Origin of the sequence: Leucobacter sp. NPDC015123 (assembly GCF_043080205.1) — a bacterium.
Lineage (GTDB): Bacteria > Actinomycetota > Actinomycetes > Actinomycetales > Microbacteriaceae > Leucobacter > Leucobacter aridicollis_A.
Genome location: NZ_JBIBVH010000002.1, coordinates 307,495 through 325,990 on the forward strand (window position 1 = coordinate 307,495; position 18,496 = coordinate 325,990).

16 protein-coding genes and 1 pseudogene are annotated in these 18,496 nt (G+C 58.5%); 6 read left to right on the forward strand and 11 right to left on the reverse strand.

All coding sequences use genetic code 11. The features are described from left to right. Nucleotides 1-40: 40 nt before the first annotated feature. The 11 genes and pseudogenes from ACF07D_RS05200 to ACF07D_RS05250 form a co-directional block, all read right to left on the reverse strand. Nucleotides 41-1,336, reverse strand: coding sequence for a nucleotide sugar dehydrogenase (locus tag ACF07D_RS05200; protein ID WP_391504158.1), 1,296 nt, complete (start codon nt 1,334-1,336; stop codon nt 41-43). Nucleotides 1,337-1,421: 85 nt separating this feature from the next. Then, entirely contained in the window at nt 1,422-2,513 is a 1,092-nt protein-coding gene (locus ACF07D_RS05205; RefSeq protein ID WP_391504159.1) for a glycosyltransferase family 1 protein, read from the reverse strand. Between the two features lie 81 nt (nt 2,514-2,594). Further along, nucleotides 2,595-3,044, reverse strand: a complete 450-nt coding sequence (locus ACF07D_RS05210) for a hypothetical protein (RefSeq protein WP_391504367.1) — start codon at nt 3,042-3,044, stop codon at nt 2,595-2,597. A gap of 156 nt (nt 3,045-3,200) precedes the next feature. Then, nucleotides 3,201-3,677: pseudogene (locus ACF07D_RS05215) on the reverse strand (glycosyltransferase); the annotation flags it as partial. After that, complete coding sequence (locus ACF07D_RS05220) at nt 3,674-4,276, reverse strand: hypothetical protein (RefSeq protein ID WP_391504160.1); 603 nt, start codon at nt 4,274-4,276, stop codon at nt 3,674-3,676. The pseudogene ACF07D_RS05215 and the gene ACF07D_RS05220, both read right to left, overlap by 4 nt. Before the next feature lie 650 nt (nt 4,277-4,926). Beyond that, complete coding sequence (locus ACF07D_RS05225) at nt 4,927-5,892, reverse strand: hypothetical protein (RefSeq protein WP_391504161.1); 966 nt, start codon at nt 5,890-5,892, stop codon at nt 4,927-4,929. A gap of 315 nt (nt 5,893-6,207) precedes the next feature. After that, nucleotides 6,208-7,284: a glycosyltransferase family 2 protein gene (locus ACF07D_RS05230; protein ID WP_391504162.1), complete on the reverse strand. Its 1,077-nt coding sequence runs from the start codon at nt 7,282-7,284 to the stop codon at nt 6,208-6,210. After that, nucleotides 7,285-8,409: a glycosyltransferase family 1 protein gene (locus ACF07D_RS05235; RefSeq protein WP_391504163.1), complete on the reverse strand. Its 1,125-nt coding sequence runs from the start codon at nt 8,407-8,409 to the stop codon at nt 7,285-7,287. Further along, nucleotides 8,406-10,211 (reverse strand): ABC transporter ATP-binding protein, encoded by a 1,806-nt coding sequence (locus ACF07D_RS05240; RefSeq protein WP_391504164.1) that lies wholly within the window; start codon nt 10,209-10,211, stop codon nt 8,406-8,408. Before ACF07D_RS05240 ends, ACF07D_RS05235 begins: the two co-directional genes overlap by 4 nt. Next, nucleotides 10,208-11,440 (reverse strand): glycosyltransferase family 4 protein, encoded by a 1,233-nt coding sequence (locus ACF07D_RS05245; protein WP_391504165.1) that lies wholly within the window; start codon nt 11,438-11,440, stop codon nt 10,208-10,210. The genes ACF07D_RS05240 and ACF07D_RS05245 overlap by 4 nt, the downstream gene beginning before the upstream one ends. Further along, the gene (locus tag ACF07D_RS05250) at nt 11,440-12,558 is read right to left on the reverse strand and encodes a DegT/DnrJ/EryC1/StrS family aminotransferase (protein WP_391504166.1); all 1,119 of its coding nucleotides are present in this window, start codon (nt 12,556-12,558) and stop codon (nt 11,440-11,442) included. Before ACF07D_RS05250 ends, ACF07D_RS05245 begins: the two co-directional genes overlap by 1 nt. Nucleotides 12,559-12,724: 166 nt before the next feature. Here ACF07D_RS05250 and ACF07D_RS05255 point away from each other — a divergent pair, with 166 nt between their 5' ends. The 6 genes from ACF07D_RS05255 (at nt 12,725) to ACF07D_RS05280 (ending at nt 18,479) form a co-directional block, all read left to right on the forward strand. After that, complete coding sequence (locus ACF07D_RS05255; RefSeq protein ID WP_391504167.1) at nt 12,725-13,429, forward strand: glycosyltransferase family 2 protein; 705 nt, start codon at nt 12,725-12,727, stop codon at nt 13,427-13,429. A gap of 6 nt (nt 13,430-13,435) precedes the next feature. Further along, complete coding sequence (locus ACF07D_RS05260; protein ID WP_391504168.1) at nt 13,436-13,807, forward strand: DUF2304 domain-containing protein; 372 nt, start codon at nt 13,436-13,438, stop codon at nt 13,805-13,807. Then, a complete protein-coding gene (locus tag ACF07D_RS05265) occupies nt 13,804-15,783 on the forward strand; it encodes a DUF6541 family protein (RefSeq protein ID WP_391504169.1) in 1,980 nt (659 codons plus the stop codon). The genes ACF07D_RS05260 and ACF07D_RS05265 overlap by 4 nt, the downstream gene beginning before the upstream one ends. 78 nt (nt 15,784-15,861) lie before the next feature. Then, nucleotides 15,862-16,857 (forward strand): Gfo/Idh/MocA family oxidoreductase, encoded by a 996-nt coding sequence (locus ACF07D_RS05270; RefSeq protein WP_391504170.1) that lies wholly within the window; start codon nt 15,862-15,864, stop codon nt 16,855-16,857. A gap of 156 nt (nt 16,858-17,013) precedes the next feature. Beyond that, nucleotides 17,014-17,616, forward strand: coding sequence for an acyl-ACP--UDP-N- acetylglucosamine O-acyltransferase (locus ACF07D_RS05275; RefSeq protein ID WP_391504171.1), 603 nt, complete (start codon nt 17,014-17,016; stop codon nt 17,614-17,616). After that, nucleotides 17,613-18,479: an ABC transporter permease gene (locus tag ACF07D_RS05280; protein WP_391504172.1), complete on the forward strand. Its 867-nt coding sequence runs from the start codon at nt 17,613-17,615 to the stop codon at nt 18,477-18,479. The genes ACF07D_RS05275 and ACF07D_RS05280 overlap by 4 nt, the downstream gene beginning before the upstream one ends. The last annotated feature ends 17 nt before the right edge of the window (nt 18,480-18,496 follow it).

Genomic DNA, 18,496 nt, shown 5'->3' on the forward strand with positions numbered 1-18,496 from the left:
ACGTGCGCCGCCCGCGTTCTTGTGTCCCTTGGGCCTGTGATTAGGCTGGGCCTCCGATGACAATGCGCGGGACGCCACGCCACTTTGCCGGGTCTGTGGTGTTGCGTCCATCCGCAAAGAGCTTGATTTCTGGGAACTCGGCCGGCCCAAACTCGAGATAGTCTGCATGGTCGGCTTGCAAGATTGCCACGTCCACCGGGTCACCAATGGTGTGCGCTCGAAAACCCAACGCGGCAAGTTCATCCTCAGCAAAAAGTGGGTCATGCACGGTAACCAATGCTCCGCGACTTTCCAGTTCTGCAACTGTCGGGAAGACACCCGACACCGCAGTCTCTTTTACTCCGCCCCGATAGGCCGCCCCGAGGACAGCCACTCGCAGGCCAGCCAGATCGCCAATCACCGCTTCAACGCGATCCACAACGTATCTTGGCATCGTCGCATTGAAGTTGCGCGCAGTGCGTACGATGTCTGCTTCTGGGTCTGTCGAGAGGTAGAGCCTTGGGTAAACCGGAATACAGTGTCCACCTACAGCAATTCCCGGCTTGTGGATATGGCTGAAGGGCTGCGAATTGCACGCTTCAATAACCTTATAGACATCAATTCCAGCCGTATCGGCGAAGCGTGCAAACTGGTTCGCGAGGCCGATGTTCACGTCTCGGTAGGTCGTTTCGGCAAGCTTTGCCATCTCGGCGGCCTCAGCGGTCCCCATGTCCCAGACGCCGTTCGCGCGTTTCAGATCGGGGCGCTCGTCAAACGTCAGAACCGCCTCGTAGAATTCGATGGCTCTCTGCGTGCCGGCTGCTGTCAGGCCGCCAACGAGTTTGGGATACTTCTTCAGGTCTGCGAACACTCGACCGGTAAGCACCCGTTCCGGGGAGAACACTACATGGAAGTCCTCGCCTTCTTTCAACCCTGAGACTTCTTCGATCAGAGGTTTCCACCTGTTCCGGACAGTTCCGACCGGCAAAGTGGTTTCGTACGAGACAAGAGTGCCAGGAGTCAGCTGTTCCGCCAAGGAGCGGGTCGCCGCATCCATCCACCGAAAATCTGGCAGCCACGTTTCTTCGTCAACGAGCAACGGAACAACGATCACGACCGCATCCGCACCGGGAATCGCCTGTGCGTAGTTCGTCGTCGCTGTGAGCTTCCCAGCCGGCACAAGCTCGGCCAGTCGCGCAGCAAGCCCTGCCTCGCCAGGGAAGGGCTCTTCACCGCGGTTGATCGCGTCCACAAGAGCTTGATTGACATCGACGCCAATGACGTCATGGCCCCTCGAGGCATACTGCGTAGCAAGTGGGAGTCCGATTTTGCCGGTAGCGACGACTGCGATTTTCACGCTATCAGTCTACTCGTGCAATCTTAACTAGATGTTAGCCCTCCCCTGCGTCGCGCTGACGGAGACGGCTATCTACACTAGGTTGTCAGAGCCTAGCGATGGCTGCCTTCCACAGCGCTACCTGCGCATCACTCGAAAGCTCATGCGCTGCAGCATTCGCGGCTGACTTCCAGCGGGCGACGGTCGCGGGGGTGAGCTTGTTGAATTGGTCGGCCAAATCGTCGGCGGAGAAGCTCTCTGATACAGCTCCGAGAGCGTATCTCGAAACCAGTTCCGCCATCTCGGGCGACGGCCCGACGATCATCCCCAGACGGGCCTGAACAAAGTCGAAGAGTTTGTTCGGAAGTGCCCACTTGTAACTAAAGTTCAATGGCTCGAGCACAAAGACCCCAACGTCGAATTCGTTCAGGGTCCGGATTAACTCGGCGTAGGGGACGGCCTCGTGAACCGTCAACTGTTCGAGCGAATCACTCCGCGCCCTGAGCTCTGCCACATACGTTGGGTCGTTTGCAGTCAGGAAGAGGTCAAGCGTAACGTCCGCGGAACTACGCTCGAGCGCGTCGATCATGATCTCCAACTTGCGGTCTCGGAGAGCTGCTCCTGAATGCACGAGCCTGATGGGCGGAGCTACGTCTTGCACGGGGAGTTCATGCGCGGGTGACGCGTTTGTTACGACCTCAGCGTTGAAGCCGAACACTCTCTCATACTCGCGCGATAGCCCGGAAGAGACAGTGGACCACGAGTTTGCTTTAGCCACGAAGGTCCGCACCATCCACCCCACAAAGGGCGCGACGAAAAGTCGCCATCTCAGCAGATCCTCCTTCTGCCGCGGTGAGAATTCATGAAGATCTATATGAACCCCCCGCACGGGGCGCAGCTCGAGTGCTATCCCTGCAGGGTCAACGTCGTTCGCAAGGACGATGTCGAAGGAGCGCCCCGCAAGCCTCTGTCGCGCTTCCTGGATCGCGGGGTTGCCCCAATAGGCTGCGCGGTATTGTCGGCTTAATAGCAACGAGCGGCTGTACGCCCAGACTGGATGCTCAGCCGACAGCTCGATGTGGGCGTCAACACCGTCAGGCTGCGAGCCGTAGCCACAGGTCGTCACGGCGTAGTCGTCCACGAAACCCGCGATCTGTTTCAGCAGGCGGGCGTCCGATCGGAGCTCTGAAAACGACAAGATGAGCAGGCTTGGCCGTGGTGTCATAAGTCAATTCTCCCGCAACTTGCGCTCGAGAGGCACGCCAGCCAGCCCACAGTCTCAATAGCGAGCAAGCAAACTCGACGCCGCAAACCGTACCGGTGCTTCACGATGCAGAAGATAACGCAGCCTGGCTGGTAGGAGGGCCTGCAAAGAGAAATAGTGCTTCCTCTTCTCAGCCGCTCGCAGCAGGCTAGCACTGTCAACGCTCGGATCGACTGCAATATTAAGAAAGGCGATATCGGCTCGCGAAAGAACACCCTCTCCTGCCGAGGTACGAGAAAGCTCCGTCCTCAGAAGAGTTGCCACCCGGGCAAGCTCCTCCCGCTCTGAAAGATTCCAGTGATCGATATGGGGCCGGTTGTGCACCAACGGAACTAGGCTGCTTCGGATGAGCTTGACGAGCAGTGCGTGGCGTTGCAGGTCCCGCAGAGAACGGAATGTGTCCCCCGACAGCAGGGGCGCAAGAAACTCGAGGTCTCTCCTGATCTCCGGAACCTGCGTCGTCACCCGCCCGGCTCCATCGCCGTGTATGAGATAGGCCGGACCCCGCCGATCGTAGGATACGCGCTGCCCTGAGAACCACAGGTGCGTGACATATGAGATATCTTCGCCGGTACGAACCCCGGGTTCAAACCGAAGTGCTGGAAACGCCCGCCGAGAGACAAGCCCAAGCGGCGCGCTCCGATAGCTCAGTCTATCGCGCACACCGTCCAACCGACCACTGCGCCAGGGCCGGGTGGGTGGGGAAGGCACCGCCGGTCCGTTAGCGTGACGAACTCGTGCGAGTACTACAGCTGACGAGGTTCTATTGGCACGAATGAGCCATGAGTCGACCGCTCCTGGCTCAAGTTCATCATCGGATCCCATCACCGAGGTGAACTCGCCGGTCGCGAGTTCCAGCCCCAGGTTGAAGGGCCCCGCCGGGCTTGCAATACCATCGTTGAGTTCGACGAGCCTCAGTCGCGGGTCACTGGCGAGCTTCCCCAATCGCCCCCGGACGCCGGCACTAGGTGTGTTGTGACACACGATCGTGAGCCTGAGGTCCGCATCCGTGTGGTTGAGTACCGATCCGACAGAGCGTTCAAGATCCCGCTCAGGCGTGTGCGTCGCGATAATGACGTCTACCTGGGGCACGCTCACTGGCTACTCCGCAAAGCGATCTCAGGGTCCACGCCAAGGAGATTCTCAGCCAGCACCTGCGCCGACATCCTTCCGTCGTGTACAGCTGCCGCGAACTCTGTGCCCTCCGCGGCGAGTGCGCGATAGCGGTCTCGTTGCAGGAGAATGCTCTCCACCACGTTCCGGAGCGTCGCCGGGGTCGCTTCCACGACCGGAACGTCTCTGTGCGTGGTATCTCTGATGTGAGCTCGAACTTGATCATGGAGGTGCCCGACAACGATGCGACCAGCAGCCATCGCTTCGATTGCTGCAGTAGCGTAGTTCCCGACTCGGAACTGCTCTAAGACAATATCTGCACTCCGGATAATCTCCGGCATCTCAGCCGCCGGCACGCCCTGAATTCGCCGGTACTCGATGTGTCCTTCTGCTGCCAACTCTTCCATGATTGGATCCACCATGGCTGATCCCTTCACGTTAGCCTTACTCGGGGCATGGACGACAACTGGAACCTCCCGAATGAGCGGAGCTGGCCCACCCTGCCATCTCTCAGGGTTCACAACAATGGGAAGCAGCTTCGCCCCGGGCCAGTCCAACGCTAGGTCGGAAGTTGCGATGAACACGGGAGCATTGACTTTCCGAAGAATCTCACGATTGGCAAGAGCCTGACGTTCGAGCGTAGGTATCAGCTCCCAGCCGGGATCATTGAAGTGTGACCATCTATCGATTTCTCGGTGTCGGCTAGGCAGACGTAAATCAGAACCGTGCGACACCATACCGACGCCGACGCCGCGAGACTGGAGCGCTTCCGCCTCGGCGACAGGGTCCCCATTGAAGAGCGTACCGAAAATCGGACGCTCTGCTTCGAATAGAACGTGCGTGAAGGAGGTAGCAATACGTTCAAACTGAGCGCGTTGCCATTTTCGCGAATGGTGAAAGACCTCCACAGGGACAATATTGTCTCCGGGGAAGCCAAAGTCTCCAGGGACGGTGTAGTGCATGCTCGATGCACCGACCCCCGCGAGCCGCTCGACCGACCGGGCCCATGCATTGCCCTGGCCCGCGAAGTTAACGGGCGCAATGAAAAGCCGTACATCACTGTCGGGGGCAAACGGCGGGGGTGGAATGTCGCGCGGGTGGTATCCATACTTCTTCGGGTTGAGGCGCACCGAGAGCGGCTCGGGAAGTAGGTCGATTCCACGCCCTGCAATTGACTTGACTCGTCGCAAGAGCGTATGTTGCGCCGATGGCTTCATATGTCGGTTACTCCCCGTTATCGTTCTTGCACACTTGCCCCTAGGAAGTCCGCCAGCGCTCTGGCCGCGAACCGCCCGTCGTGCACCGCGGACGCGAACTCCCTACTGTCTTGGGAAATAGTTCTCGCCGAAGCCGGTGACTCTAGGAGCTGAAGGATCACCTCTTCAAGCGTATCTGGCGTGGCCTCTACGATGGGAAGCTCCCGGCCAGTCCGCTCGCGCACTTCTGAGCGCACAAAGTCGGACACATGACCGACTGTGATACGTCCCGTCAACATCGCTTCGCAGGCGGCTACGCCGTAGTCGCCAAGCCTGAATTGGTCTAACACGATATCAGCGTCTCGGTAGACAGCGGGCATGTCAGATGCTGCGACTCCACGTACTCGTCGGTACTCTATGAGACCACGATCATGCAGACGTTGCATGATTGGGTCGATCAGCTCGGACCCCTTGACTATTCCGTTACTCGGGGCGTGGGCCACGACGGGACGCAGTCTGGACATCGGCAGGGGGCCGGCCTGCCACAAGTTCGAGTCAACTACTACCGGCAGCCAGTTAGCTCCTGGAGGCGCATCGGCCAGAAGCCCCAGCGTGGAGACAAAGACCATGCCGCCAAGTCGGTCAAGAAGTGCCCTGTTTGCTGCAGCATCGCGTTCGAGTCGGGGAGTGAGGGCCCATTCTCCCTCAGAGAACGGGGAGTATCGCTCCGCAAGCACATGACGAGATGGCAAGCGCAGGTCTGTTCCATGCGCGACAAAAGCCACTCTGACGCCTGAGTCCCGGAGTGCATCGACTTGTTGCTCAAGGGTTTCATCAAACACTCTTCCGAAAAGTCGTCTTTCGGCTTCAACAAGTACGTGGGTGAAGCCTGCAGCTACGGCGTGAGCCTGGGAGCGCTGCCACGAGCGAGACAGAACATAGCCGGTTGCGGGGACCGACTGATCGACGGGGAACCCGAACTCTCCGATTCCTGTGTAGGCCATCGAAACGGCGCCCACGTCAGCGAAGTTCCGCTCTGCGGCACGGGCCCAAGCGTCTCCCTGCCCGCCAAAATTCACTGGCCCAATAAACAGCCGAACTCTTGTGGCTGGAGGTACCGCTACAGTCATTGCCGCGGGGTCATATTTGAAGCGGCGTGGCACCAGGGCCCGGACGAACGCGTCAGGGAGCAATCGAACTGCGCGCCCGGCGATGTTGGTGATGCCCTGAGGCAGCATACTCGTCTCCTCGATCAGTCATCGGTTTCGGGGCCGAATCTTGCCCACGTGGTGCCACGGTTACACCCGTAAGGCCTACTCCTACGCACCAAGCCTTGCCAAATAGTATCCAACGTAACGAACAAGAGTGCTCTCTCGGTGCAAGCTGTATCGAAGCTTCACTGGCAACACGCTGTCACGCCGACTGCTGCGCCCCCATGACGCAACAGCCTCGACGGCGTCCTCCTCCGTAATTACCGTTGTTCGAAGCACGTCTAATAGTCTGTGATCTCGGGCAGGCAGAGGCTCAAGCGCACGAGGTGCATGTAGGTCAGCGCTGAGAAGCACTTCCCTGAGTTGGCTAATTTCGTCCTCAGTCCAAGCCTCGTGCGAGTCCCGGAACACCACGTCCGAGAGAACGTTTGCTCTAATGCGGGCAGTCAGCACTGCCGCACGAACCCGCTCAGGGAGAGCCGGGAACCACTCGCTCTCTAGTATCTGTGTCACCGGCTCTAACATTGTCTCGATTGCAGGCCGCATTGAAGTGACGCGGTCAACCGCATCGGCACCAATCACGTAGCGCGGTGAGTCGAAGGCGACGCCCACCCGCCGAGCGCGTGCCAGCAATGCCGTCGTAAAAGGGATGTCTTCGCCGGTCCGTAAACCCTCCGCGAACCTCAGGCGTGGCTGCTCTAGCTGGGTGCGGAGAATCAGGCCAATCGGTGCCGCACGCGAAAAGAGACGGTCCTTGCTAACGTCCAAACTGTTCCGGCGCCAAGGGCGAACTGCGGGGTTACGCAGCTTCATACCACCCTGGTGTTGAAGGCCAGCAAACAGCACGTCCAACCGATGCCGCTCAGCCTGTGCTATCCAAGCGTCAAGCGCGCCTGAGTCCAAATAGTCGTCGCTGCCGAGGATTCCGACGTATTTCGCGGTCGCCTTTTCCAGCCCGTGGTTGAAGGGCCCTGCCGGGCTCGAGATTCCGTCTTCGAACTGCTCAAGCCGCAGTTGATCGTTTTCCAGTTCCCGCAACCCAGGTATGTCATCCGGAGAAATTCCGTGGGCAACGACGGTCACTCGAACATCCGACCGTTCGGCGGCGGCGATCGACTGCAAGCAGCGAAGCACCGGCCTCCTCACATCGTGGACTGCGACTACAAGATCGACGAGCGGTGTCACTCAGGCACCTGCAAGTAAGCGTTCAAGGGCCAGAGCCCACTCCTTCACCTGATGTTCTGCAGACAGCTCATCTGCGGCCCGATCTGCAGCGCGCTTCCAAGCCAGCACCTTCTCAGGCGTCAGCTCATTGATTTCCTGAGCCAGCCCTTCTGGGGTGAAGTCCCCAGCTACCGTTCCGAGACCATATTCGCGAACAATTGTGCTCATCTCTGCTGACGGGCCGACCACGATGCCAAGCCTCGCCTGGACAAAATCGAACAGCTTGTTCGGAAGCGCCCACTCGTAGTTGAAATTTATCGGCTTCAGAACGAAAACACCGACGTCGTATTCAGCAAGTGCATCAGGTAGAGCTGCGTATGGCACTGGCTCGTGGACAGTGACGGCGGGAATTTCTGCGGCGCGAGCGACAATCTCTGCATGGTAGCTCGGATCGTTCTTTGTGAGAAAGAGATCCAACGTGACAGGTCGCGTAGCTCGGCGCACCCCCTCGAGCATGTCTAGAAGGTTTCTGTCACGAAGGCACGCTCCACTATGCACAAGGCGGATCGGCTCCGAAACCGACCGGACAGGCCTGTTTTGGTATGGGGCTGCATTTGTCACAATTTCGGGTGTGATCCCGAACACTCGCTCGTATTCACGGGCGAGTCCCATACTCACGGTGGTCCAAGACGCCGCTTTCGTGACATATTTGCGACATAACCAGACGAAGTAGGGTGAGATCTTTTGAGCCCACGCCAGATTGTGCTCTTTCATTCTCGGCGTGTACTCATGTAGATCAGCGTGCACCCCGGCATGCGGTTTGAGCTCCAAAGCAAGGGGCACCGTCTCAACGTCATTCGCAAGCACTACGTCCCACGAGCCGGGGACTAGCTGTTCCCGGCACCAGCGTACTGCGCCTAGTCGGCTGTATACAGCCCGATACTGTCGCAGCGTGATGTAGCGGCCGTACAAGTCATACGCCAAGCGATCATCGGGGATGCGGAAATGCTCGACAACTCCACTCGGCGGCTCGCCATAGCCACAAGTCGTAACCTCGTAACGCTCCTTGAAAAGTTCAACCTGCTTTAGCACACGCGCGTCGTTCGTTATCGGCGAAAAGGACAGGATCAAGACCTTAGGTTTCATATTGACCCTTCTTCAGTGGGATTATGGAGCCCAGCTAGGCTCGCCTGGATTGCAAATTCAGGCACCGAGCCCACCAGCTCGGCAAAGCTTCCCTGTGCCGCAATCCTCCCGTCGGACATAAACAAGATCTGGTCGCTATCACGAATTGTCGAGAGCCTGTGCGCTACGGCGACAACAGTGACTTCGCCGCGAAGTTCCTGGATAGCGGAAGCAACATCAGACTCAGTCTTTGTGTCTAGCGCGCTTGTGGCTTCATCCAGAACGAGGATCAAGGGATCGCTGTATAGGGCCCTAGCAATACCCATCCGTTGCCGTTGCCCGCCAGACATCGACATGCCTCGCTCGCCGATCTTTCCGTGGATACCTCCGGGTCGTTGCTGAACGAAGTCCCACAACTGCGCACGCTGCAGAGCGGACTGCACTCGCCCGAGATCAATCTCCTCACCCCAGGTCAAAGCAATGTTCTGTGCAATCGTCCCGTCAAAGAGCGAGACGTCCTGGGGCACATACCCCACCCTCGAACGCCAATCTGCAAGAACTTCTTCGATTCTCTGTCCGTCAACCTCGATCGTGCCGCTTGAAGGCACGAGAAGGCCGAGTATGAGATCTACAATCGTAGACTTACCAGCTCCCGAGGCCCCGACCAGGCCAACTGTAGTCCCAATCGGCACTTTCAGATTGATCCCCTGCACCGCAGGACGATCACTGTGCGGATAGGTGAACTCTACGTCTCGAAACTCAAGCATCCTCGGTTCGTCTGCGAGTGGCTTGTGGCCGATCACCTCTGCACGCTCGAGGTACCCCTGGGCAAGATCAATGTCATCCATGACAGCTTGAACTTGAGGGAGGTTCGAATGAGTCTGAGTAACAATCGCTTGGAAGCCAGTAAGGGATGGGACGAGGCGGAAGCCCGCGACACCAAAGAGAGCTACCGCCGCAAAAGCCGCGGCCATGCCCCCGTCGCTCGCGTATGCTACGCCTCCGACCAAAACGAAGCCACCAATAAGTGCGGATTCGAGAACGAACTTCGGAACCGCGCCAAGAAAGCTGATATTGGCTCGCGCCCGTGTCGTGTGGATCCTGTTTGTATGCACCACTCCAGCGACTTCTTCGGCTTTGTTACGGAGAGTGATCTCTTTGAGAGCACCAACCATCTCCGTCATGAGCGCTGCAACTTTGAATGAGTAGTCTCGGTTGACACGCCCCGCTTGCACTGACTTCCTTGACACCCAGAAGTACAAGACGGCAGCAATGAGCCCCAGGTACAGGAGCGTAACCAACGCAGTGATTGGCTGGGCAACGACGATCACAGCGAGCACAGCCACAGCCGTCGTGACGAGCGTCGGCAACGTGAGAAGCGGAAGAAGGAACCCAGCGATAACCGCCGCTATGCCCACATCCGCCATCCGAACCAACTGGGAAGTGCTTCTTTGAAGACGCTCTGTCCAAGGGGCTCGAATATATGCTCCAAAGAGCCTGTCACCGATCTCTAATTCGAATGCGGCAAATCGCCGCGTGGCGAACCATTGAAGCAATACGGAGAGGACAGATTTGCTAATGATCAAGGCACAGGAAGCGACCAGGATCCAGATGTACCCGTCGGGCCCGACCTCACCAACAAGGGGCAACTGAATTGGCTGGTTTTGCACCATGCCGGACATGGAGAGCGCTAGAATTCCCAGCGCAGCCACGTCGAGAAGCGCAAGGCCGGCGCTGAGGACGACGTACCAGTTGAGGAAGCTCTTCGCCTTTGGCGGCAGAAGCGGCATCAGTCGCTTCAGAGTTTGCCACAGAATCTTCATTCTCCATGTCCTTTACGTTGGGGATGGCCAGGAGGAACAGCAAGTCCGATACTGTTGACAGCTCTCTGGGCAACCCGGTCCAGTCCCCACTCCTGATGTGCCCATTTCGCAATGCGGCTCCGCTCCGCTTCGAAGCTCCCTGCTGCTGCGCAATCCAAAGCACGTTCCATCGCATCGGCAACGTCCTTGACTGCGTAGTCGCTAACGAAACCGGCCCGCCCAGCAGCGATGAAATTGGCGCCTGGGCCCGAGCCAGCAAAGATTGCGGGCGTACCCGTTGCTGCGGATGCGTAAAGCTTCGTGGGAAACGCGAAATCGTACCCCTGTCCCGGGCGCAAGCTCGCGAGGGACGCTACTGAGCCACGAAGCCACGAAGCCACGGCTTCTGGTTCGAGGCGGGGCAGAAAACGGACTGTGCCGCTAGGTAGTCCCGCAGCCGCCCGCTCAATATGGGGTCGTTCACTTCCCTGTCCAACGTAGACCAAGCGGACATCGGGTCTCTTCTTCCAAAGCTCCTGAAAGGCTTCTAGGAAGATACCCGCTCCGTGCACTTCGGATGCAGTGCCCGCATAGAGAAAGTACGGTCCGTCGACACTTTCCCTTGGGCCCTCTTCAGCGAAGGCCGCGAGGTCAATCCCATTGCCAATGGTGTGCACATTCCGCACTATTCCGAGCTCGCGCAGTCTCGAGGTCACCCCTTCACTCACCGAGAGGACATGCGAGGCGCCTCGGAGCGCAAATTGTTCAAGTTTGCGAACTACCTTCGCAACAATTCCCGGCGTTTCAACGGCTCCAAGTGCGTCAGCCCAAATATCTGCAGCATAATACGCGTAGGGAATGCGCCGCAGCATGCAGACGAGCCTTACGACCGCCCCTGTGGTCGGTGGCGGCTCCGTGACTACGAGAGCGGGTTTGTGCATAGACAGCAGCCTCAGAAGCAATGGAACATCAAAGCTCATGTACTGTGCATAGCCGCGCACGTAGCCGTCGGCGTCCCGAAGAACGGGAGCTCGACGCAGATCAACAGTGGGTGCCACTCCAGGATCAACGTCTGCGTACTCTCGCGGCGGTCTAGAGGTCAGAACTCGAACGTCGACCCCTATTTTTGAGTAGGCGTTCGCGAGCGCCCGCAGACGAAAGGAAGCGGCCGAAGGTTCAGGCGCGAAGATCCGACTCGCTATGACCACTCTGGTGCGCCTCATCGGTCGGCGTGCAGCTTGAGAAGGCATTACGCTCCTGCGCCAACCACCTTCTGGACCGCGGATGCGATCCGCTCGAGGTCCGATGAGGAAAGCGAAGGATGCACTGGCAACGAAAGCACTTCGCTAGCAGCTTTCTCTGTTTCAGGAAGGTCAAGGTTCATCGCAAAACGTGCCAAGGAGGGCAAACGGTGATTGGGAATGGGGTAGTACACGCCTGAGCCGACGCCGTATTCGTCTTTCAACGCCGTTCGGATCTGATCGCGTTCGCCTGCATCAACCCGGATCGTGTACTGGTGGTAAACATGCACCGCACCCTCACGCACAACGGGCACCGTCACTCCTGACACATTCCCAAGTTGAGCATCGAGAAATGCTGCATTCTCCTGGCGCTTTGCGGTCCAAGCGTCGACCTTAGTCAGCTGCACACGGCCAATAGCTGCATGGATATCCGTCATACGCGCGTTGAAGCCTATGACCTCATTCTCGTACTGGGTCTCCATCCCCTGATTCCGCAATAGACGAACCCCGCGAGCGAGTTCAGCAGTAGCGCAACTCACCATCCCGCCCTCCCCCGAGGTCATATTCTTTGTGGGGTACAAGCTGAACATAGCAAAATCACCCAGAGTTCCCACGGGCCGCCCCCGCCAACTGGCTCCGTGTGCCTGAGCCGCATCTTCGTAGATAGCGATGCCAGTTTCGGAGGCCACTTTGGCGATCTCATCTGCAAGGAACGGGTGGCCGTAAAGGTGCACAGGCATAACGCCTTTTGTTCGGGGCGTGATTGCGCTACGGACAGCCGCAGGGTCAAGAGTGAAAGTCTCAGGCTCAATATCCACAAAGACCGGCGTTGCACCCGTCAGCGCGACAGAGTTTCCAGTGGCGGCAAACGTGAATGAAGGCACAATCACCTCGTCGCCCGGCCCAACTCCGGCCGCAAGCAAGCCTAGGTGCTGCCCGCTAGTCCCGGAATTAACTGCGACGGTCTCACGTCCGTTGACGAAGTGAGCTGCAAACTCTCTTTCGAACGCGGCTACTTCTGGCCCCTGCGCCACCATGCCAGAACGCATCACGCGATCCACTGCGGCGCGCTCCTCGTCGCCGATCAACGGTCGCGCTGGCGGAATAAAGTGAGGCTCAGTCGCCATGATTGCCTTTCCCAGAACTAGATGCCTAACGCCCTGAGGGTCAAGCAGCAGGCCACCTCGAAGATCGGCCTGCAGGCATAATCTTAGCTGACCGTGTGTTGGCTCAGCTGGGCTGCGCTCAACACACGAGGTGCTGACTTTTGCCAGTGTCTGAGACAATACATGCATGACTTCGCTCAGTTCCGGGGCTCTACCCCCGGCACACACTAATCCAGACACCTGGGTAGTGATCCCACTCTTCAATGAGGCCACGGTAATCGGTGAGGTTGTGGCTGGGCTTGTGCCTTCATTCTGCAACGTCGTCTGTATTGACGATGGCTCGACGGATGGCTCGGGTGAGGTCGCGCGTGCCGCCGGTGCCAAGCTTGTCCGCCACCCAATCAACCTCGGCCAGGGGGCCGCTCTTCAGACTGGTTTCGAGTATGCGCTACAACGGGGCGCAACGTTCGTTATCACGTTTGATGCTGACGGACAGCATCGTGTCGTGGATGCTTTGTCAATGCTTAGGCGCGCTCGCGATGAGGGACTATCGATAGTGTTTGGATCTCGTTTCCTTGATGATCGAACCAAACCGGGACTTCTTAAGAAGATTGTTTTGAAAACGGCCGTCTGGGTCACAAACCTGACCACTCGCACTCGGCTGACTGATGCGCATAATGGCCTTCGCGTGATACGCGAGGATGCACTTCGACGAGTGAAGCTCCGTCAGGACCGAATGGCGCACGGGACAGAAATCGTCGTACAGCTTGGACGCACTGGCCTTCCGTATGCTGAAGAGCCTGTAGAGGTCATCTACAGCGAGTATTCGAAGGCTAAGGGTCAGTCTCTTTTGAACTCGGTCAATATCCTCATAGATCTCGTAATCCGGTAGGTGCCCATGCAGCTCATCCAGTTTCTTCTGATTCTCGTTGTTCTGGTCGCCGCTGGACTCGCAATGAGGTTTTTGCCAGGCGACCGCTCTCTGGCCTTGAAGCGCATACTCGCGTTGGGGTTCGTTTTTATCGCAGTGTTGGCGATTATCTTTCCAGAGGCGCTGACTGCCGTCGCTACGTTCTTCGGTGTGGGACGTGGTACGGACCTTCTGCTGTACGTCTTCGTGGTTATGACGCTGCTATTTGCTGTTGCGACGATTCGGGCCAAAGCGCGCAGCGACGCGCGCGTGACTGACCTTGCTCGGGCAGTCGCTTTAATGGATGCTCGAATCTCCGAGCAAGATGACAGTTCGCCAGCGGGGCGCAACAACGAATGAGTGCTTGGATATCGCTCCTATTACCTTCGGCAATTGCGCTCGCGGTGCTGGGAGCACTAGGCCTACCAATCGCGTTCGCACTCAGGCTTAAGGGCTTCTTCGCGTTTGTCACGGCAATTCCTGCGGCTCTGGGAGTCCTCGCCCTGGCGGCAATTTTCGCCCCCTCCCTCGGGCAAGAATGGAGTTTCTTCGTTCCCCTCGCCTTGGCGGCAGTCATCGTCCTTGTGCTTCTCTTCATCGGAACACGCCTAGGTCCGCAGGGTCAACCGGTAGCTCGCCCGCACCGCGCAACGGTGCCCCTCGTATCAGCCGCCCTGGGCGGTCTGGCAATAGCGGCTACCCTCGTGATGAGCCTGAAAGCCCCTGATGCGATCTCTCAGACTTTCGACGCGAATTTCCATCTCAACGCCGTCCGCCAGATACTTGACACAGGCAATGCTTCGCCCTTTGACCTGGACCTCGCCGCTCCTGGTACCAGCGTCTTCTATCCGGCCTTGTGGCATGGCTTCGTTGCGCTCGTCGCCCAGATTAGTGGCGCGAGCATCCCCCTAGCAACCAATGCAGTTGTCTTCGTAGTGTGTGCGGTTATATGGCCGCTTGGAATGGTGACGCTGGGGCGAGCCGTGGCGGGACCTAGCCTCAGTACGACGCTTATCTCCGGTGTGCTCGCAGCAGCGTTTCCGAATTTTCCACTAGCGTTGGTTGGATACGGCGTGCTGTATCCGAATCTCCTCTCAATAGCGCTCGTCCCGTACATCGTGGTCGCTCTAATGCAACTTCTCGGTCTTGCACGTGCGCGCACCGCTGAACGATCTTCGCTTGGGGTTGCCTGGCTGCTGCTCGCGGGCTCACTTGGCGCGTCGGTCCTCGCGCACCCGAATGCGATCCACATCTCCTTGCTCTGGCTCGCGGCCCCTGCCTTGTTCGCGGCGATACGTGCGTGGAGAGGTGACCCAGTTGGCGATTGGTCAGGCAGGATCGCGCTACCGCAGGCGAGTCGCAAAGTACGCAAGCTGCGAGGGCTCATTGCCCCGCCGCTGTTGGTCCTCGCGTTCGCCGCTGCTTGGTACGCGGGCCGCACCTTCGATAACCCGTGGGGCGGAAAGCACAGTCCCGTGGCGGCGCTCATCGACGCTCTTGGGCTAACCCCCCATTTGGAGGGGCATGTTTGGCCCCTCTCCCTGCTTGTACTCCTCGGCAGTATTGCAGCGTGGCGTTCCCGAAAGAGTCGATGGGCTCTAGCGAGTGCGCTTGTGTTGCTTGGCATATACGTGATTGCCGACGGTTTTCCACCGAGCGCTTGGCGAACGTCTATTCTCGCCCCTTGGTACTCCGACCCATGGAGATTGTCCGCTCTCGTATGGCTCGGTGTGTTTCCTTTGGCCGTGCTCGGAGCGACGAAACTCTGGCGCCTAGCCTCAGTCGGCGTACGGCGTGCGACGCGCATGCTTGGGCGCAAGGAGTCCTGGTACACCTTTGTTGCTGGTTTCAGCCTCGTCTTCTTGCTCGCAGCTACACAAGGAGCGGGCGCATACGCGGGTGTCCAGTTCGTGAGTAAGCACTACTCGTCGAGCTCTGACAGTCGACTCCTGACCCCTGATGAGCGCACGCTACTTGAGCGGGTGTCGGATTTCGTGGCCCCCGACGAGGTCATCATCAATAACCCTTGGAACGGAGGGGCCTTAGCCTACGCGCTAGGGGACCGGCAAGTGCTGACGCCGCACACTGGCGGGCGTTATGACCCCCGGATCCTTGAGCTGATCGCTGGGATAGATCGAGGAGGAGAGCGCGCGTGCGAGCTCAGCGCGGCATTCAACGCACGTTTTGTGCTCGATTTCGGAACGGAATATGTTTTCAAGGGCACCCCCCTTGCCAAACCTTATGAGCCAATTAGTGACATTCAAGACGCGCCAGCCCTTACGGAGGTCGATCGCGAGGGAGACGCTGTGCTTTACCGGGTCGACGGTTGCGATTGAACGTTGATGGCGCCAACGGGGAATACACTGAAAGAGGTCACGCCATGAACGCAGAGCCTTTGAAGGAAGAAGCAACTTATGAGCATTAGGTACGGCCTCATCGGGCTCGGGATGATGGGGCGCCATCACGCAAGGGTTCTTCGTGAGATCGACGGAGTCGAGCTTATTGCGCTCGCAGACCCCATGGGTGACCCACATGGAGTTTCAGGCGACACCCCGCTCTTTGACTCTGTCCAAGGCATCATCGACGCACAAATTGACGCTGCTGTCGTCGCTGTCCCAACAAGGTTCCACGAGGAGGTAGCGCTCGAACTCGCGGCGGCTGGCGTGCATACGCTCGTGGAGAAACCTGTCGCCCACACGCTCGAAGCAGCGAAACGCGTAGTCGCCGCGTTTGAGGAGGCGAACCTCATCGCAGCGGTCGGCCATGTCGAACGGTTCAACCCTGCTCTTATGAGTTTGCGGGCACGAATCGAAAATGGGGACCTCGGAGAGGTCTACCAGATCCAGACACGGCGGCAAGGGCCCTTCCCCGCGCGCATCGCGGATGTGGGGGTGGTTAAGGATCTCGGCAGCCACGACATCGACCTCACCTCATGGCTGGCCCAGTCAAGATACGAGACGCTCGCCGCGCAGACCACACACAGAAGCGGGCGCGAACACGAAGACATGGTCTCGATTACTGGATCGCTCGAAAACGGCATCATGGTCAATCACATCGTGAATTGGCTTACGCCGTTCAAAGAACGACTTACCCTGGTAACCGGAGAACGCGGCGCCTTCGTAGCAGATACTTTAACCGCTGATCTCACTTTCTACGAGAACGGCACCGGACACGGAACTTGGGACGCAGTTACCACCTTTAGGGGGGTCAGCGAGGGCACCGTTACACGGTTTGCCCTCGATAAGCGTGAGCCGCTGCGCAATGAGCATGAGGCGTTCCGCGATGCGATCCTTGGCGAGCGTCAGGATCATGTGTCGCTCCGCGAAGGCTACGAGACGCTGAGAGTTGCGGAAGCGGCCATCGAGTCAGCGTCAACTGGCAAGACACTGCGTTTGTCGGAGAGCGCATAAATGTCGGAGCGTGTGAGCCCCCTGGCGTTCATTGGTGAGGGCGTCGAGCTCGGCGCTGATGTCACAATCGGACCAGGCGCCGTAATTCTCGGCCCTTGCATCGTTGAGGACAATGTTTGGATCGGACCGGGCGCTCAGATTGGCGCGCCACCCGAGATGGCTTCCCTCACGCAGAACGCAGCCTGGAGCGGCGAGCTTGACCACGCTGGCGTCCGGATTTGCGCCGGAGCTGTCGTGCGCGAAGGCGCCGTCATCCATCAGGGGACCTACCGCGAGACCACCGTCGGCGCGCGGAGCTGGGTTCTGAACCGTGCATACTTGGCCCACGATGTGCTCCTTGGAGCCGACGCTACCGTCTCAGCTGGCGTGTCGGTAGGCGGCCACTGCGAGATCGGCGACCGGGTCAATATTGGGATGAACGCAGTGATTCACCAACGCCGTGTCATTGCCCCAGGCGCGATGATCGGAATGGGAACTCCCGTAACACGGGACGTACCGCCGTTCGCGAAGGTGTATGGCACGCCGCCACGCATCGCCGGCATTAACGCCGTCGGGCTAGAACGTGCTGGTCACCCCCCGGATCTTGCCAAAGGCCTCCAGGAATACTACGTGCAAGGCGAGTACTTCGTGGATACAAGTTTGCCGCTTCTTGGCATCGAGCCGTTAGCGTCCCAGATCGACTGGTGGCGCTCGCGCAATGGAAAGAATCCCCCGAAGTTCGCGGGACACTTCGAAGAAAAGTACACTAGCTCTTCGTGACGTATAAAGCAGCGCTCAACGACCCTGAGTACGACACCCCTGGCAAGAGCAACGGTCTACTCGACGTATTTAGGCACCGTTACCTTCTGGGTTTGCTTCTCCGAAAGGGAATCGCCACACGATACTACGGCTCCGCTCTCGGCTGGGTATGGTCGTACATTCGCCCTGGCGCCCAGTTCCTCATGTACTACCTCGTGATCGGGGTCATCATGGGCGTCGATCGAGGGATCCCCTACTTTCCGATTTACCTTTTTTCGGGAATCGTCGCGGTAAACCTCTTCGCGGAGGTCCTTCGAAATACGACGAGTGCGATCACGGACAACAAGTCACTCATTAGCAAGATATTTCTCCCCCGTGAGCTCTTTCCAGTTGCAGCGGTTGGCGTCGCCGCGGTTCACTTTCTCCCGCAAGCTCTCCTCCTACTTGCCGTAGCACTGCTCTTCGGATGGTCAATCACTTGGCTCCAAGTCGTGGCGTTCCTTGTCGGAGCGTTCCTCATCGTCATCTTTGGGTTAGGTCTCGGGCTATTCTTTGGCGCTATTAACGTCGCTTACCGGGATGCAAAGAACTTTGTGGATCTCATTTTGATGTTTTCGACCTGGGCTTCTCCAGTGCTGTACTCCTGGAGCATGGTCCATGACAGAGCTCCTGAGTGGCTCTTCAACATCTACATGGTCAATCCTATGACCGTCGCCGTCGAGATGTTCCACGACGCATTCTGGTTGCCATTGGCTCCAGGCGCCATAAGACCAGATTCACTGCTCGAGTTCGCAATCGTTGGGACTCTAATCGCTGCAGTCACGCTTTGCGTTGGACAGATCGTATTTAGAAAGTTGGAGGGCAGCTTTGCGCAGCGACTCTAGTCAAGATGAGCGTCCGG

Coding starts and splice junctions, on each gene's coding strand:
- ACF07D_RS05260 (WP_391504168.1), top strand. CDS start 13,436: ATGCAGCTCATCCAGTTTCTTCTGATTCTCGTTGTTCTGGTCGCCGCT.
- ACF07D_RS05245 (WP_391504165.1), bottom strand. CDS start 11,440: ATGCCTTCTCAAGCTGCACGCCGACCGATGAGGCGCACCAGAGTGGTC.
- ACF07D_RS05265 (WP_391504169.1), top strand. CDS start 13,804: ATGAGTGCTTGGATATCGCTCCTATTACCTTCGGCAATTGCGCTCGCG.
- ACF07D_RS05235 (WP_391504163.1), bottom strand. CDS start 8,409: ATGAAACCTAAGGTCTTGATCCTGTCCTTTTCGCCGATAACGAACGAC.
- ACF07D_RS05250 (WP_391504166.1), bottom strand. CDS start 12,558: ATGGCGACTGAGCCTCACTTTATTCCGCCAGCGCGACCGTTGATCGGC.
- ACF07D_RS05270 (WP_391504170.1), top strand. CDS start 15,862: ATGAGCATTAGGTACGGCCTCATCGGGCTCGGGATGATGGGGCGCCAT.
- ACF07D_RS05255 (WP_391504167.1), top strand. CDS start 12,725: ATGACTTCGCTCAGTTCCGGGGCTCTACCCCCGGCACACACTAATCCA.
- ACF07D_RS05275 (WP_391504171.1), top strand. CDS start 17,014: ATGGCTTCCCTCACGCAGAACGCAGCCTGGAGCGGCGAGCTTGACCAC.
- ACF07D_RS05225 (WP_391504161.1), bottom strand. CDS start 5,892: ATGGCCTACACAGGAATCGGAGAGTTCGGGTTCCCCGTCGATCAGTCG.
- ACF07D_RS05240 (WP_391504164.1), bottom strand. CDS start 10,211: ATGAAGATTCTGTGGCAAACTCTGAAGCGACTGATGCCGCTTCTGCCG.